Genomic DNA, 16400 nt, shown 5'->3' with positions numbered 1-16400 from the left:
TTGACCGATACATGTCCATGAGGATGATCGGCCGGAAGGGCTCAGGAGCCCGTCAGGGTGCCCCATTCCACGGTGCGGTCGCACCAGCGGTCGAGGAGGACCCGGTCGTGGCCGACGGCCAGCAACCCCGCGCCGGTGGCGGCGCGGTAGTCCTCCACGACCCGGACCAGGGCGGCGGTGGTCGAGGCGTCCAGCATCGCCGTCATCTCGTCGCACACCAGCCAGCGCGGGCGCAGCACCAGGGCGCGGGCGAGGCAGGCGCGCTGCAGCTGGCCGTCGCTGACCTCGTGCGGGCGCCTGCTCAGCAGGTCGGCGGTGAGGCCCACGGTGGCGGTGAGTTCGGCGACCCGGTCGGTGACGTCCTCGCGCCGGCCGGTGGCGCGCAGGGGTTCGGCGATCAGGTCGCTGAGCGCCAGCCTGGGGTCCGCGGAGAGCCGGGCCTGCTGGAAGACGACGCCGAAGGCGGTGCGCAGTTCGCGCGGGGCGCGGTGGCGCCAGCGCCGTACGGGTGTGCCGTCGACGGTCAGGGACCCGGCCCGGGGGTGGTGCAGCAGGGCCGCGACACGCGCGAGGGTGGACTTGCCGCAGCCGCTCGGGCCGAGCAGCCCGACGGCCTCGCCCGGCGCGACGGACAGGGAGACGTCCCGGATCACGGGCGCGTTCCTGTCGTACCCGGCGGTGATGGCGCGTAGGTCAAGCACGGTCGGCGGCCTCCGTGAGCGCTGCGTGCGGGTGGTGGCAGGCGACCGTGGCGGTCAGCGGCGGCAGCGCGACGCAGACGTCGGTCGCCCGGTCGCAGCGGGCGGCGAAGGCGCAGCCCTCGGGGAGGGCGCCGAGTTCGGGCGGCAGCCCGGGGATGGGGGTGAAGGCGCGGTCGGGCAGGGCGTCGAGCAGGCCCCGGCTGTAGGGGTGGCGGGGGCCGGGGGTGCCGAAGAAGTCGCGGGCGTCGGCCAGTTCGACGATCCTGCCCGCGTACATCACGGCGATCCGGTCGGCGATGCGTTCGGCGGCGGCCAGGTCGTGGGTGATCATCAGCAGGGCCCGGTCCACGCCGGCCCCGGCCCCGTTCCCGGCCGCGCCGTTGTCGACATGTCGCCTCAGCTCGTCGACGGTGCGGTCCACCAGGTCCCGGTCGAGGCCGGTGGTCGGCTCGTCGGCGAGCAGCAGCGGGGCGTCGCCGACGAGGGCGAGGGCGGTGGCGGCGCGCTGGGCCAGGCCGCCGGAGAGTTCGTGCGGGTGGTGGTCGAGGTGGTCCACCGGGAACGCGGCGCGCTCGGCGGCGGCCTCGGCGGCCGTGCGCAGGGCCGCGCGGCCACGGACGGCGGTGAGTTCCGCGACCGTCTCCTCCAGCTGCGAACGGATGGTGCGGACCGGGGTGAGGTGGGCGGCCGGGCTCTGCGGGACCAGGCCGATCATCCGTCCCCGTACGGTGCGGGCGAAGGTCCGCTCGTCGGCGGCGAGCAGGTCCAGGTCGCCGAGGAGCGCGCCGCCGGCGGTCCGCGCGTTGCCGGGCAGCAGCCCGAGCAGGGCGGAGGCGAGGACGGACTTGCCGCAGCCGCTCTCCCCGATCAGGGCGAGGCACTCGCCGGCCGCCACGTCGAAGTGGGCGTCGGTGACGGCGGCGATCCGGCGCCCGCCCGGCATCAGGAAGCGCACCGACAGACCGCGTACCGACAGCACGGGGGCTCGCTCGGTCACAGCATCAGCTCCGATCGGCGACGAGGGTTGATCCGCTCCCGCCAGGCACCGGCGAGACCGGCGACGGCGAGGGTGGGGACGATGATGAACAGGCCGGGGAAGAGGGTCGGCCACCACTGCCCGGCGAGCAGCGAACCCCGCGCCTCCTGGATGAGGTTGCCGAGGCTCGCGGTGTGGGTGGGCAGCCCCAGCCCGAGGAAGGACAGCGCCGACTCGTGCCACATGGCGTGCGGCACCATCAGTACGGCGGCCAGCGCGGCCTGCGGCAGTACGCCCGGCAGCAGGTGCCGTACGGCCACCCGCCACCGGGAGGCGCCGCCGGAGACGGCCGCGTCGACGTAGGGGCGCGAGCGCAGGGACAGCACCTCGGCGCGGACGATGCGCGCGGTGGACAGCCAGTGGGTGAGCGCGACGGAGATCACCACCGGCCAGACGCCCGGCCGGAACATCGCGACGATGAAGATGCCCATCAGCAGGTGGGGCACGGAGGACAGGGTGTCGACGACCCGCATGACGGCGCGGTCGACCCAGCCGCCCAGCGCCCCGGCGGTGGCTCCCACGGCGGTGCCGACGACGGTGGCCGTCAGCGCCGCCGCCACCCCGACGAGCAGGGAGACGCGCAGGCCGTACACGCAGCGCAGCAGCAGGTCCCGGCCCACGTCGTCGGTGCCGAACGGATGCTCCCAACTGGGGGCCCGCAGCTTCGCGGCCAGGTCGACGGCCTGCTGGTCGAGCTGCGCCAGCGGCGGCACGAGCAGGACGGCGAGGACGGTCACGGTCAGCAGCGCGGCGGAGACGCGCAGGCGCAGCGTGCGGGTGGAGCGGCGGTCGGCGCCGTGGGAGCGCCACGCGGGGCCGGCCTTCTCGGCGGCGGCGTCAGCCATGGGAGTCACATTTCACTGAGCTTCACCCTCGGGTCGAACAGTCCGTAGAGCAGGTCGGCGAGCAGGTTGCCGGCGAGTACGGCGGCGGTGGCGAGGGTGGTCAGGGCGGCCAGCAGCGGGAAGTCCACGGCGGTGGCCGCCTCGACGGTGGCCGCGGCGATGCCGGGCCAGCTGAACACGGTCTCCACCAGCAGGGCGCCGGTGATGAGTTCGGGAACACGGGAGCCGATCAGGGTGAGCACCGGCAGCAGCCCCGACCGCAGGGCGTGCCCGAACAGGACGGTGCCCTCCCCGATGCCGCGGGCCCGCGCCCCGCGCACCGGGTCCTCCGCGAGGGCGTCACCGACGCCCTGCCGTACGTAGAGGATGAACCAGGGCAGCTGGGAGACGGCGAGCACCCCGGCGGGCAGCACGATGTGCCCGGCGACCTGCCCGAAGGTGACCTGTTCACTCGCGGTGTCCGTCAGGCCGCCGGCCGGCAGCACGTCCCACTGGAGGGCGAACAGCCACACGGCGAGCAGCGCGATCCAGAAGACCGGCGCCGCCTCCAGGGTGTACGCGAGCGAGGTGACGGCCCGGTCGAGCATCGAGCCGGGGCGGCGGGCGGCCAGCACACCGAGGAGCGTGCCGGCCAGGACGGCGACGGCGAAGGCGACGGCGCACAGCAGGGCCGACCAGACGAGGCGTTCGCCGATGACCTGCGCCACCGGCTGGCGCATCACCCCGGAGTGGCCGAGGTCGCCGGTGGCGGCGGAGGTCAGCCACTCCCACCAGCGGACGACGAACGACTGGTCCACGCCCAGGTTGTCCCGCAGCCGGTCCAGGGTCTCCTGGTCGGCGCCGAGCGCGGCGGTTCCGGCGTACGCCTTGACGGGGTCGAACGGTGAGGCGGCGGCGATGGCGAAGACGCCGAAGGTGACGACGAGGACGATGGGCAGGGCGAACAGGGCCCGCCGCCCGGCCAGCCGTCCCATCGCGCCCCAGGGCAGTCGCCGAGGAGACCGGGTCACTTCTTCGGCTGCCAGTCCTCGATGTTCCACCAGGGCCCGCTGGCGAAGCCGTGCTCGTGCGGCTCCAGCTGCGTGGTCAGTCCGTCCCAGCGGTCGGCGAGGACGTACAGGTGGTCGATGTGGGTGAGGAAGGTGTAGCCGGGGTTCTCCACGAGCGCCTGCTGGATCTTCTCGTAGGCGGCGCCGCGCACCTTCGGGTCCTGGCTGCGGCGGCCGGCGTCGAGGGCATCGTCCACCACCGGGTTGTCGTAGTGGGCCATGTTGTTGAAGCCGTCGCCGGCGAGGGAGGAGTGCAGCAGGGTGTAGAGGCCGAAGTCCGGGTCGCCGACGCTGCCGAAGCCCGCCAGGACCGCGTCGCTCTTCATCCGCGGCTCGATGACCTCCCAGGTGGCGCCCTCCACCTTCACCTCGATGCCGGCCTTCTTGGCGTCGGAGGCGTAGGCGAGGGCGTGGTCCTGGCGGACCTTGTCGCCCGAGGGGTAGTACAGGGTGAACGAGGCGCGCTGTCCGTCCTTGGCGCGGATGCCGCCGGAGCCGGGCTTCCAGCCCGCCTCGTCCAGGATGCGCTCCGCCTCGGCGAGGTCGCGCGGGCGCTCGATGCCGCGCGCGTAGGCGGGGTCGTCGACGGGCAGCGGCCCGTACGCCGGCCGGCCCGCGCCGTCGAGGATCTTGTCGACCATGGCCTGGCGGTCCACGGCGGCGTCCAGGGCCCGCCGGATCGCGCGGTCGCCGGTGACCTTGCCGGCGGTGGGCAGGGTGACGGCCCGGAAGTCGTAGGACTTCGCCCGGTACGTGCGCCGGCCGTCGTCCTTCTCGAAGGTGGCGGCGAGGTTGGGCGGCAGGACGGCGCCGTCGAGGTCGCCGGAGCGCAGGCGGGTGGCGCGTACGTTGTCGTCGGCGATGACCGCCATGGTGAACGACTTCACCGCGGGCTTGCCGCCCCAGTAGTGGGGGTTGGCCTTGAAGGCGAGCTTCTCGCCCTTGCTCCAGTTCGTGAGGACGTACGGACCGGTGCCGACGGGCTTGGTGTTGAAGTCGCCGGTGTTGGGGTCCTGTCCGCCCGCCACGTGCTCGGGGACGATGGGCAGCACCGTGCGGGCGGCGAAGGCCGCGTACGGGTACTTGAGGGTGAAGACGACGGTGTCGTCGCCGTTCGCGCGGACGTCCTTGATCGCGTCCAGTTCGCTGCGGGCGGTGCTGTTGGTCTTCGCGTCCAGAACGGTGCGGTACGTGTAGACCACGTCCTGGGCCGTCAGCGGTTCGCCGTCGCTGAACTTCACGCCGTCCCGCAGGGTGTACGTGTACGTCCGGCCGTCGTCGGCGATCTTCGGCAGCGCGCTCGCCAGCGCGGGCTTCAGCTTCAGGTCGGTGTCGCGGGCGAGCAGCCCGTCGAAGATCTTGGAGTTTCCGTCCTTGCCGTAGCCGAGCAGTGGGCTGAGCGTGTCCGGCTCAGAGGCCACCCCGATCACCACGGACTCGGCCGCCTCGGCGTCGCCGCCCGCCGCTCCGCCTCCGGGCGCGGAGCAGGCGGTGACGCCCGCGGCAAACGCCGCCGCGGCGGCGGCACTTCGTATCCGACGGGTTGTCATGTCTCCCCCACGCTTGTTGTTGGTGCGAGGTTATTGCACAGCAGTCGCAATAGAAGCGTCAAGCCAGGTGGGGAAGCGCACGGGGGCGCGGCCGGCCCGCCGGCGGCCGTCTGCCCGGCTCAGCCGCCCGCCCTCCTCGCAACTTGTCCCCCACGTGGGCCGGTTTCGCAGGACGCAGTCCGCCACCCCCCTTGACGTCCTGCCCGCAGGTTCGTCCCAACGCCACGCACTCCTCGTCGACCGCGCACGCGTCCACCGCGGGTTCGGACATGTCGTCAGCGCCGTCGAAGCGGTAGCGGAAGTGGACCTGGTCGCCTTCGGAGGACACCCGCGGGTGGGGCTCCGGGCGCCGGCCGACGACCTCGGTGAAGACGCCGAGAGGCCGGCCGGACACGTCCTCGAGCCGTGATCGAGGGGGTGCGCTCCCCCGCGTCCTCCCGCCACCGCGGCGTCCTCCCGCCACCGCGGCGTCTGCCTCGTCATGACGCGCGCCTGGATCTCGCCGATGCTGTTCGCGCTCTGCGGCTCGGTCCTCGCGACCGGGCTGCTCCTCGAGGGTGTCCCCGGCACGGGGCGCCTTCTGAGCGCTCGGTCCGTCGCTCATGGCGGCGATGCGCCCGAGGCGTTGTCCCCGTCAGCCGAGTTGCCGGGAGAACGCCTCGTACGCCCGGTCGTCGAAGAGCACGAACCTCACCTCGTCGACGGTGGTCGGCGTGTGCCGAACCGCCTCGACGGCGATGCGGGCCGCGTCGTCCATCGGCCACCGGTACACGCCGGTGGAGATTGCCGGGAACGCGACCGTACGGGCACCCAGCTCGTCGGCCACACGCAGCGACTCCCGGTAACAGGAGGCGAGCAGCTCGGGATCGCCGCCTGAGGCCTGGTGCACCGGACCGACCGTGTGGATCACCCAGCGGGCGTCCAGGTTGCCCGCGGTGGTGGCGACCGCCCGGCCCGTGGGGAGGCCCTTGCCGTAGTGCGAGGCGCGGAGCCTGCGGCACTCCGCGAGGACGGCGGGGCCGCCGCGCCGGTGGATGGCGCCGTCGACGCCGCCTCCGCCGAGGAGCGAGGAGTTGGCGGCGTTGACGATCGCGTCGGCGCTCTCGCGGGTGATGTCGCCCTGGACGAGGGTGATGGTGGTCATGTCCGGTCCCCGATCATCGCCGGTCTCCGATCGACTTCGTTGCCAGTCTCCCGTCACCTCCGGTCCGCGGTCAGGTCTGCCGCAGCCTGCGCCAGACGGCCTTCGCCGCGTTGTGCCCCGACATGCCGTGCACGCCGGGGCCGGGCGGGGTGGCCGACGAGCAGATGAAGACGGCCGGGTGGGGGGTCGTGTACGGGAACAGGGACAGCTTGGGCCGCAGCAGGAGCTGGAGGCCGGAGACGGCGCCGGAGGCGATGTCGCCGCCGACGTAGTTGGCGTTGCGGGCCGCGAGTTCGGGCGGTCCGGCGGTGGCGCGGGCGAGGACGCGGTCGCGGAAGCCGGGGGCGAAGCGCTCCAGTTGGCGTTCGATGGCGTCGGTGAGGTCGCCGGTCCAGCCGTTGGGGACGTGTCCGTACGCCCAGAAGACGTGCTTGCCCTCCGGGGCCCGGGTGGGGTCGGCGACGCTGGGCTGCGTGGTGATGAGGAACGGCGCGTCGGGGGCGCGGCCCTCGCGGGAGGCGGCGTTCAGTGCGGCGCCGATCTCCGCGCTGCCGGCGCCGATCTGCACGGTGCCGGCGGTGCGGGGCTCCTCGGCGGTCCACGGGACGGGGCCGTCCAGCGCGTAGTCGATCTTGAAGACGCCGGGCCCGTACCGGTAGCCGGCGTAGTGGCTGCCGAGGCCGGCGATGCGGGCCAGGGCCGTGGGTGAGGTGTCGAAGACGTAGGCCCGGGCGGGCGGCAGGTCGTCGAGGCGCTTGACCTCGTAGTCGGTGTGGACGGTGCCGCCGAGGTCTCGCAGGTAGGCGGCGAGGGCGTCCGAGATGGCCTGGGAGCCGCCGCGGGCCACGGGCCAGCCGCGGGCGTGCGCGGCGAGGGCGAAGACCATGCCTATGGCGCCGGTCGCGAAGCCGCCGAGCGGGGCCATGACGTGCGCGACGAGCCCGGCGAAGAGGGTCTTGACCCGGTCGTCGCGGAAGCGGCGCATCAGCCACGTCGACGGGGGCAGGCCGACCAGGCCGAACCGGGCGAGGGTGACCGGGTCGCGGGGCAGCGCGGTGAGCGGCAGGGACATGAAGTCGCGGGCCAGTGTGTCCCAGTGGGGCAGGAAGCGCTCGACGAGTCTGCGGTAGGCGCCGGCGTCGCGCGCTCCGAAGGAGGCGGCGGTCTCGCCGACCGACCGCGAGAGCACGGCCGCCGAACCGTCCGGGAAGGGGTGTGCCATGGGCAGCGCGGCGTGCAGCCACTGAAGTCCGTACCGCTCCAGGGGCAGGTCGCGGAAGGCGGGTGAGTTGATGCCGAGCGGGTGCGCCGCGGAGCACGGGTCGTGCCGGAAGCCCGGCAGGGTCAGTTCCTCGGTGCGGGCTCCGCCGCCCACGGCGCCCCGGGCCTCGAACACGGCCACCGAGAAGCCGCGGCGCGCCAGCTCCACGGCAGCGGTCAGCCCGTTCGGCCCCGCTCCCACCACGACCGCATCGAGCATCGACGGCACCTTCGGACCCCTTCGTCAGCCGATGGCCACTGGGGATCAGGATATGCCCGGGATCCGACAGCCCGCGGCCGTTGGTGGACGGGACCGCGCGCCGGGCGCCGCACCGGGCCATCGGGGAGGGTGGCCTCGCCGCCCGCGGCGGGGCTCACGCCGCCGCGGCGGCCCGGAACCCGCTGGGGCTCAGCCCTCTGTGGCGTTTGAAGGCGGCGCTGAAGCCGAAGGCGTCGGCATAGCCGACGGACTTGGCGATCTCGGCGATGCCGAGGTCGGTGTCGGCCAGCAGCGCCTCGGCGTCGGCCATGCGGCATTCGGTGAGGTAGGCGAGGGGCGGCCGGTCCATCACCTGGGTGAAGCGCTTGGCGAACAGCGCCCGGGAGACACCGGCTCGCGTGGCCAGCGACGCCACCGTCCAGGGGGCGGCGGGCCGGTCGTGGAAGGCCTGGAGGGCGGGGGCGAGGACCGGGTCGGCGAGACCGCGGTACCAGCTGGGCGCGTCGGCGCCGGCCTGGTCGAACCAGTTGCGCAGGGTGCAGACCAGAGCCCAGTCGAGGAGCCGGTCCATCAGCGCCTGGGAACCGGCCGAGTGCTGGGCGGCGTCGGCGGCGGCCGTCTCCAGCCAGGCGCAGACCTCGACGTCCTCGTTGATCACCAGGACGGGCGGCAGGGCGCGCAGGAGCCGTTCGTGGCGGTGGCCGGAGGCGCGGTAGGCACCCACGATCAGCGCGGTCGCCCCGTCCGGGTCGGTGCCCCAGCGGATGCCGCCGAGTTCCTGGGCCGTGCATTCGGCTTCCGGGGCGAAGCAGGCGATCTCGTACTCGGCGTGCGGGCGGTGGACGGTGCCGGGACGGTCCGCGAGGCAGAACGGTGCGGGACCGCGCACGATGGCCGTGTCGCCCACGCCGACGGCCCGCTCGGTGCCGTCGGGCAGCAGCAGGGTGCCGCCGCCGCGCAGCACGCTGACCATGGTGAGCGGCGCGCCGTCGGCGAAGCGGATGGTCCAGGGCGCCGTCAGTACGGCGTGACTGACGACCGAGCCCTCGGCCCGGATGCCGCTCAGCAGCGAACTCAGGGGATCCACGGAAGACATCGTAGACGATCTCCTATGTTTCCGAGAGTTTCTCCCATGGATCATCTACCTGAGCGCGGCTGTACTGGACTCGTCGAACTGATCGAGAACAGCCGGGAGACACCGTGACGCAGCACAGCAGCGACGCCAGGACGGCCCTCGTGGTCGTCGCCCACCACCGCACCGATTCCCTCACCGCGCACACCGCCCGTCGCACCGCCGACCGGCTCAAGGCCGCCGGGTACCGGGTCGACCTGCTCGACCTGCACGCCGAGGGGTTCGACCCGCGGATGAACGTGGCGGACCAGCCGGACTGGGGCGACCGGGAGAAGCCGTACTCGGACGAGACGCGCGCCCACATGCGGCGGATCCTCGCCGCCGAGGTCGTCGTCGCCGTCTTCCCGGTGTACTGGCAGAGCGTGCCCGCCGTCCTCAAGGGGTGGATCGACCGCGTGTGGAACTACGGGTTCGCCTACGGCCGCAGCAAGCCCCGCCTCGCGGGCAAGCGCATCCTGTGGCTGGGTCTGGCCGGCGCCACCGCCGACGACGCCGTCGTGGAGGGCATGCGGTCCGTCCTGGAGACCAACCTGAGTGAAGGCATCGCCTACTACTGCGGCTTCTCCCGCTCCACCGTCGGCCTGCTCACCGACGCGGAGGAGCGCCCGCAGCGCGTGGACGCCGAGGGCAACCTGCTGGTCGGCGACGCGGTCGCGGGCGCCGAGCGTGAGGCGCAGTACGCCGATTTCGACCGTCGCGCGCGGGAGTTCGTGGAGAAGTTCCTCGCCGAGGAGGTGGTGGCGGCCTGACGGGCCGGCACCCGGGCGGTGGTGACCGGGTACCGGCTTCGGCCGTCACAGGTCGAGCTGGTACTCCAGAGCCTTGTGGGTGGGCACGTATCCCAGGGCGTCGTTGATGCGCCGCATGTGTGTGTTGCCGTCGGCCGTGTCGGTGACCAGGCCGGCGAGTTCGGGGTGCCGGGTGCGGGCGAGGCGGATCGACTCGGCCTTCATCCAGCGGCCGAGGCCGTGGCCGCGGTGCTCGGGCAGTACGCCGGTGCCGTAGTGGAGTCCGTCGCCCTTGCCGTCGCCCGGCACGACGAGCTCCGAGAAGCCGGCGATCGAGCCGTCCGCCTCGTCGACGGCGGCCACCGTGGTGAGCAGGTCACCGCGGTCGGCGACGGCCTTGGCGGCGGCCACGACCCGTTCGACGTCCCAGACCACGACGCCGTAGTCGGTCTCCCCCATCGGCATGTCGTCCAGCGCGCGGCGTGACGCGGCGAAGGTCTGCGCGAGCTCGTCGGGGACGGTGCCGCGCCATGACACGAGGCGGTAGCCGGGGTGCGGCCGGTCCGCGATCGCGTGTATCCCGTCGCTCCGGCCGCCATCGGGCTCGTCCAGGGCGAGCCGGGCGTAGGTCAGTCCCAGCACCACGCGGAAGCCGCTCGCGGCGAGGAAGCGGTCGCCGGGCGTGTCCGCGTCGGCCTGCGCGACCACCGACCGCCGGCCGTCCTCCCGCGCGGCGGCCACCGCCGTGTCCAGGAGCCGGGTCCCGACCCGCCCGCGCCGCTCCGCCGCGTGCACGTTCAGCCGCAGCTCGGCCAGGTGTTCCTGGCCTTCCTTGGTGAACAGGCGCAGGAACGCGTACCCGAGCGGGTCGCCGTCGTCCCCGCAGGCCAGCCATGCGAGGCGATGGCTGGACGGGGTGCGGTCGGGGTCGGTGAGGGCGGTGACATGTATGGGCAAGGTGACTCCGGTGTCCGATGATGACTGCCTGAACCGACAGTCGATCACGCAACGGGTCACCGCGGCACGGGAATTGCCGTGCCGGAGAGGACCCCGGCGGTCAGGCCTCGCCCGCCAGCAGTGCCACCACCCGGCGGGCCGTGGCCGCGTCGCGGGCCGCGGTGAACGGCAGCTCGTTGTCACCCGTGATGCGGAAGGGCTCGCCGGTGCGGGTGAGGTGGGTGCCGCCCGCCTCTTCCACCAGGAGCAGACCGGCCGCGTGGTCCCACGCCGCTTCCCAGCTGAATGCCGTGGCGTCCAGCTCGCCGCGGGCCACGGCCAGGTACTCCAGGCCCGCAGAGCCGCAGGGGCGGGGTGCCACGCCCGGGGTGCGCAGGCCGAGCAGGGCCTGCTTCTGCTCGTCGGTCGTGTAGTCCGGGTGGGACGTGGCGACCCGCAGGTCGCGGCCGGGCTCGGGCGGGCCGGCGTAGAGCCGCTCACCGTCCAGGAAGGCGCCCCGGCCGCGTACGGCCGTGGCGAGTCGGTCGTCGGCGGGGGCGTAGGTCCAGGAGGCGTGCACGACTCCGTGGTGGGCGAGCGCCACCAGCGTGCAGAAGCCCGGGTCACCGTGCACGAACTGCCGCGTCCCGTCGACGGGGTCGACGATCCACACCGGCGCCCCGCCGCGTATCGCCTCGTACGAGGCGGGATTGTCGTGCACCGCCTCCTCGCCGACCACGACCGAGCCGGGCAGCAGGGCGGCCAGGGCCTCGGTGAGGTACAGCTCGGCCTTGCGGTCGGCGTCCGTCACCAGGTCGTGCGGGCCGGCCTTCTCGTCGACCTCGTGTGCCGCGAGCCGGCGCCAGCGCGGCATGATCTCCAGGGCCGCCGCCTTGCGGACGGCGTCCTCCACCTCGTCGGCGTGCCGGGCGAGAAACTCGTCGATGGTTTCGTTGTTCTCGATCATGACTCCATGAGAGCACGCCCCACTGACAATCCCCACCCGGGTGGTGTACTACGGGTGGAATCGGTACGAACATGGGGTTCGGGGGTCCGCGAGCACGTGGTCGTGAGTCCACGCACACGGGGTCCGGGTGTCAGCGGCCGACCGCGTACCCCTGCATTCCGCGCGGGTTCGCCGCCGCCGACAGCACACCCGTCTCCGGGTTCCGCGCGACGGCGCACAGCCGCCCCTCCGACCAGGCCCCGCCGACCGTCACGTCGTGCCCGCGACGTCGCAGCTCCTCGACGACCTCCGCCGGCATGCGCGACTCCACGGTGACGCCGCCCGCCCGCATGCCGCGCGGGAAGAAGGAGCCGGGGAAGCTGTCGTTGTGCCAGTTCGGGGCGTCGATCGCGCCCTGGAGGTCGAGGCCGCCGCGCACGTGCGCACGCAGCGCGACCGCGAGGAAGAAGTGCAGCTGCCACTGGTCCTGCTGGTCGCCGCCGGGCGTGCCGAACGCCATGACGGGAACCCCGTCGCGCAGGGCCATGGAGGGCGTGAGCGTGGTGCGGGGCCGGCGGCCGGGGGTGAGCGAGTTGGGCAGGCCCTCCTCCAGCCAGGTCATCTGGAGCCGGGTGCCGAGCGGGAAACCCAGTTCGGGCACGACGGGATTGGACTGGAGCCAGCCGCCGCTGGGCGTGGCCGAGACCATGTTGCCCCAGCGGTCCACGATGTCGAGGTGGCAGGTGTCGCCGCGGGTGCTCCCGTCGCCGGCGACGTCCGGTTCGCCCGGTACCGGGGACGTCGGGCTCTTGGCGACCGTCGGCTCGCCGACCCCCAGGGCGTCGAGGCCCTCTCCCTCGACGGCCGCCACGCGCGCGTGGGCGCTGAGCCGCGGGGTGCGCCCGCCCGGGCTGCCGGGCCGCAGCTCGAAGGAGGCCGTGTCGCCGACGAGCTCGCGGCGTGCCGCGTTGTACCGGGGTGACAGCAGGTCGCCGAGCGGCACCCCGGCCGCGCCGTCCGCGTCCCCGTACCAGGCCTCCCGGTCGGCCATGGCGAGCTTGCACCCCTCGACCAGCAGGTGGACGTAGTCGGCGGAGCCGTAGCGGGGCAGTTCGGGCGGGAGCAGCGCCAGCTGCTGGAGCAGGACGGGTCCCTGACTCCACGGGCCGGCCTTGCACAGGGTCCAGCCGTTCCAGTCGTACGTCGCCGGGGCCTCGTAGGCCGCGGACCAGCCGGCGAGGTCGGCGGCGGTCAGCGTGCCGGTGTGGCGCTCGCCGCTGGTGTCCATGGTGGGCCGCCCGGCCTGCCGTACGAGGGCCTCGGCGACGAACCCGGTGCGCCAGACCTCCCGCGCCGCGTCGATCTCCGCCTCCCGGCCCCCCGCCCGGGCGGCCTCGGCGAGCAGCCGTTTCCAGGTGGCGGCGAGGGCGGGGTTGCGGAAGGGCTCGCCGGGGCGCGGCGGACGGCCGTCCGGGAGGTAGACCTCGGCCGAGGTCGTCCACTCCGTCGCGAACAGCTCCCGCACGGTCTCGACGGTCTCCGTCACGCGCTCCACGGGCGGGTGCCCGTGCTCGGCGTAGCCGATGGCGTACTTCAGCACGTCGGCCAGCGGCTTGGTGCCGTGGTCGCGCAGCAGGAGCAGCCACGCGTCGAAGGCACCGGGGACGGCGGCGGCGAGCGGTCCGGTGCCGGGGACGAGGTCCAGGCCGAGGCCCTTGTAGTGCGCGACCGTCGCCCCGGCGGGTGCCACCCCCTGTCCGCACAGCACCCGCACCTCGCCGCCGGCCGGGGCGAGCAGGATGGGCACCTCACCGGCGGGCCCGTTGAGGTGCGGCTCGACGACGTGCAGCACGAAGGCACCGGCCACGGCGGCGTCGTAGGCGTTGCCCCCGTCCTCCAGCACCGCCATGGCCGACTGCGAGGCCAGCCAGTGGGTGGACGACACCATGCCGAAGGTGCCCTGGAGGGTGGGACGGGTGGTGAACATGGGGGCCTCTCACCTCGCTGTCTACGTGCGGCGGCCCGGTTGACGGGCGGTCAGGAACGCGCCTGGAGGGAGTCCGGGGAGTGCGAACCCTGCTCCGTTCGCTCCCGCAGCAGGCTATCGACCGCCCTTCGCCGCTCCTCCCCCGCCTCCCCGCCTCCCCGCTTCCGGCACGGCGTGGCGCTTCGCCACGAGGGCGCGGGGGTGTCCGAGCGTGGACCGACCGCTGTCCGTCCGCCGCCCGGCGGGGCCGGAACCCGGTCGTGACGCGGTGCGGCTGCCGAGCCCTGCAGATGAGCCGACATGGCCGATGAGCCGACATGGATGACATGGATGACATGGATCCACAATCTTCGGTTTTCAACCATTTACCCTGCGGCCATCCTCCTGCCGTGCGCGAGTGGCCGGCGTGACGCCCGCTCTCCGCCTGCTTTCGTGACCATGTCATTTCGTCCACACCGACGGAAGCGGCGGCGGCCCAGCCGGCGGATGCGCGCCGGGAACGCCCCGCTCCTCGACAAGGAGGCTGTTCGTGCACGCGTTCATAAGAAGTCGTTCCGGTGCTGCCGCAGTGGCCGCGACCCTGGCGATCGCCGCCGCGATGGCGGCTGCGCCCTCGGGAGCGGCAGCGTCCGACGAACCGCCCGCGGTCGTCCCCCGGGCGGAGACCGCCGCGATGTTCGACGACGACGAGGGTGGCAACGCCAACGCGGACGACCCGGCGATCTGGCGCAACCCGGCCGACCCGGACGCCAGTCTCGTCGTCGCCACCGCCAAGGAGGGCGGCCTGCGGGTCTACGACCTCGACGCCCGGGAGGTGCAGTCGGTCCCCGCGCCCGGGGCACCGGGTCCCGGCAACGCTCCGGGCCGCTTCAACAACGTCGACCTCGTCCACGGTATGGAACTGGGCTCCCGCTCCGCGGACCTGGCCGTCACCAGCGACCGCGGCAGCGACAAGCTGCGCGTCTACCGCATCGACGGGGACAGGCCCGGTGCCCCGCTCACCGACGTCACGGACCCCTCCGCACCGTGGATCTTCTCCGGCTCCCAGGAGGAGGTCGACGAGGAGAGCACCGCGTACGGCCTGGCCACCTACACCGACGCGGCGACGGGCAGGTCCTACGCGCTGGTCAGTCAGAACGCGACCACCCGGATCGCGTTGCTGGAGCTGACCGCGGCCCCCGGCGGCAGGGTCTCCTACCGTCAGGTCCGCACCCTGGACCTGCCGGACACCTTCACGATGCCCGACCGCACCCGGTGGTCCCCCTGCGGCGAACCCGGTGAAGGACCGCAGGTCGAGGGGATGGCCGTCGACCCGGAGACGGGCACTCTCTTCGCCGGGCAGGAGGACGTCGGCATCTGGCGTCTGCGGGCCGACCTGAGCGGCAGGCCCGTGCTGCAGGACAAGGTCCGCGAGTACGGCGTCCCCGCCACGTACGACGAAGCGTCCGACGAGTGCCTGCCGGGCAGGGACCCCGGCTTCGGAGGCGAGCACGTCTCCGCGGACGTCGAGGGCCTGACCCTGCTGAAGCAGGACGACGGTGACGGTTACCTGCTCGCCTCCAGCCAGGGCGACGACACCTTCGTCGCCTACGACCGGGAGCGGTCCGACGACTACGAGCACGAGGGCGGCTTCCGGGTGACCGCCGCGTCCGAGGCGCTGGACGGCTCCGAGGAGTGCGACGGCGCGGACGTGCTCGCCGAGCCGCTGGGCGCCAAGTACCCGAACGGCCTGCTCGTCGTCCAGGACGGCCACATGGCTCCCGAAGACGGGGACAGGGAAGCCACGGGCTTCAAGTTCGTCGACCTCGCCGACGTCCTGGACGCCCTCGACGACTGACGGGCGCACCCCGCCGGCGAGGGCACCGTACGCGCCCGGCCACGCATCCGGGTCGGCGACGGAGACGTCGCCGACGGGGCGTCGGGGCGTCGGGCAGCCGCGTCCGTACCCCGACGTGGTCAGGGGCTCCGGGGCTCTTCGTGCAGAGGCTCTTCGTGTACGGGCGTGAGGGCGGTCGGCCCCGCGTCCTGGGGTCCTGGGCCGGCCGGGTCCGGTGTGCGGCCTGGGACGCCCTCTTCGGCACGGCGGCGGGCGGCGTCCTCGTCGGTTCGGGCGTCGTAGCTGATCAGCTTGGGCAGCGCGGCGGTGAGCAGGCCCACCGCGGCGACGCAGGCGAGCCCGCCGGTCCAGATCGCCGGGCGGGCGCCGGTCCAGCCGGCCATCGCCCCGGCGCGGACCTGGCCGAGCTGCGGGCCGACGCTGTAGGACAGGACCTCGATGCCGGCCAGCCGGCCGCGCAGCCGGTCGGGAATGGTCTGGTTCCAGATGGTGGAGCGGCCCAGCCCGCTGACCATGTCACCCGCTCCTGCCAGAGCGAGGCACACCAGGACCAGCCAGACCTGTGACGTCCAGCCTGCCGCTGCCATGGCCAGTCCCCAGCCGGCGGCGCCGAACACCACCAGCAGGCCGTGCCGTTGCGTGCGGGACGCCCAGCCGCTGGTCAGGCTGACCACCAGCGATCCGACGGCTCCCGCCGAGTACATCAGGCCCAGCGACCAGTCGGCGTCGAGCTCGTCGGCGAGGAAGGGGAAGATGGTGTTCGGGAAGGCGAAGAACATCGCCGCCAGGTCGATCGCGTACGTGCCCAGCAGCACCGGCCTGGACCAGGCGTACCGGGCTCCTTCGGCGATGCCGCGCCATGACGGCTTGGCCGCCTGCTCGGCGGGCGGCACCGGCGAGAGCCTGCGGCACATCAGGATGGAGACGGAGAAGCAGACCACGGTGGTGGGGGGGGGGGGGGGGGGGGGGGGGGGGGGGGGGGGGGGGGGGGGGGGGGGGGGGGGGGGGGGGGGGAGCGTATGCCGATAA

General features: G+C 73.6%; 13 protein-coding genes and 1 pseudogene. 2 read left to right on the top strand and 12 right to left on the bottom strand.

What is annotated here, in order from left to right:
* Positions 1–41: 41 nt before the first annotated feature.
* From ACZ7G3_RS31495 to ACZ7G3_RS31460, 8 genes are all read right to left on the bottom strand, one after another.
* Positions 42–701, bottom strand: coding sequence for an ABC transporter ATP-binding protein (locus ACZ7G3_RS31495; RefSeq protein WP_470929712.1), 660 nt, complete (start codon positions 699–701; stop codon positions 42–44).
* Positions 694–1698 carry an ABC transporter ATP-binding protein gene (locus ACZ7G3_RS31490; RefSeq protein ID WP_470929710.1) on the bottom strand — a complete coding sequence of 335 codons (1005 nt, stop codon included), beginning with the start codon at positions 1696–1698 and terminating at the stop codon, positions 694–696. The genes ACZ7G3_RS31495 and ACZ7G3_RS31490 overlap by 8 nt, the downstream gene beginning before the upstream one ends.
* A complete protein-coding gene (locus ACZ7G3_RS31485; protein ID WP_426597514.1) occupies positions 1695–2582 on the bottom strand; it encodes an ABC transporter permease in 888 nt (295 codons plus the stop codon). Before ACZ7G3_RS31485 ends, ACZ7G3_RS31490 begins: the two co-directional genes overlap by 4 nt.
* A gap of 5 nt (positions 2583–2587) precedes the next feature.
* Complete coding sequence (locus ACZ7G3_RS31480) at positions 2588–3556, bottom strand: ABC transporter permease (RefSeq protein WP_426555186.1); 969 nt, start codon at positions 3554–3556, stop codon at positions 2588–2590.
* A 32-nt stretch (positions 3557–3588) separates the two neighbouring features.
* A complete protein-coding gene (locus ACZ7G3_RS31475; RefSeq protein WP_470929708.1) occupies positions 3589–5181 on the bottom strand; it encodes an ABC transporter substrate-binding protein in 1593 nt (530 codons plus the stop codon).
* A 634-nt stretch (positions 5182–5815) separates the two neighbouring features.
* Complete coding sequence (locus ACZ7G3_RS31470; protein ID WP_470929706.1) at positions 5816–6325, bottom strand: O-acetyl-ADP-ribose deacetylase; 510 nt, start codon at positions 6323–6325, stop codon at positions 5816–5818.
* 70 nt (positions 6326–6395) lie between these two features.
* Positions 6396–7805, bottom strand: coding sequence for a phytoene desaturase family protein (locus ACZ7G3_RS31465; protein ID WP_426555105.1), 1410 nt, complete (start codon positions 7803–7805; stop codon positions 6396–6398).
* A gap of 154 nt (positions 7806–7959) precedes the next feature.
* Positions 7960–8892 (bottom strand): AraC family transcriptional regulator, encoded by a 933-nt coding sequence (locus ACZ7G3_RS31460; RefSeq protein ID WP_426517790.1) that lies wholly within the window; start codon positions 8890–8892, stop codon positions 7960–7962.
* Positions 8893–9005: 113 nt separating this feature from the next.
* Here ACZ7G3_RS31460 and ACZ7G3_RS31455 point away from each other — a divergent pair, with 113 nt between their 5' ends.
* Positions 9006–9686 (top strand): NAD(P)H oxidoreductase, encoded by a 681-nt coding sequence (locus ACZ7G3_RS31455; RefSeq protein WP_426517792.1) that lies wholly within the window; start codon positions 9006–9008, stop codon positions 9684–9686.
* A gap of 45 nt (positions 9687–9731) precedes the next feature.
* Here the strand turns inward: ACZ7G3_RS31455 and ACZ7G3_RS31450 are convergent, their stop codons facing one another.
* The 3 genes from ACZ7G3_RS31450 to ACZ7G3_RS31440 all read right to left on the bottom strand — a co-directional run bounded on the left by ACZ7G3_RS31450 (position 9732) and on the right by ACZ7G3_RS31440 (position 13534).
* Complete coding sequence (locus ACZ7G3_RS31450; RefSeq protein WP_426517794.1) at positions 9732–10622, bottom strand: GNAT family N-acetyltransferase; 891 nt, start codon at positions 10620–10622, stop codon at positions 9732–9734.
* Between the two features lie 100 nt (positions 10623–10722).
* Positions 10723–11568: an inositol monophosphatase family protein gene (locus ACZ7G3_RS31445; protein WP_470929703.1), complete on the bottom strand. Its 846-nt coding sequence runs from the start codon at positions 11566–11568 to the stop codon at positions 10723–10725.
* A 130-nt stretch (positions 11569–11698) separates the two neighbouring features.
* Positions 11699–13534 (bottom strand): gamma-glutamyltransferase family protein, encoded by a 1836-nt coding sequence (locus tag ACZ7G3_RS31440; RefSeq protein WP_470929701.1) that lies wholly within the window; start codon positions 13532–13534, stop codon positions 11699–11701.
* Positions 13535–14063: 529 nt separating this feature from the next.
* On the opposite strand from ACZ7G3_RS31440, the gene ACZ7G3_RS31435 reads away from it, so the two are divergent.
* Entirely contained in the window at positions 14064–15371 is a 1308-nt protein-coding gene (locus ACZ7G3_RS31435) for a phytase (RefSeq protein ID WP_470929699.1), read from the top strand.
* Positions 15372–15490: 119 nt separating this feature from the next.
* Here the strand turns inward: ACZ7G3_RS31435 and ACZ7G3_RS31430 are convergent.
* Positions 15491–16400 (bottom strand): annotated as a pseudogene (locus tag ACZ7G3_RS31430) (MFS transporter); the annotation flags it as partial.

The sequence above is a fragment of the Streptomyces sp. NPDC037271 genome (assembly GCF_055603605.1).
Note: the sequence above shows the minus strand (reverse complement) of the source record. Positions and strands in the feature narration are given on the sequence as shown.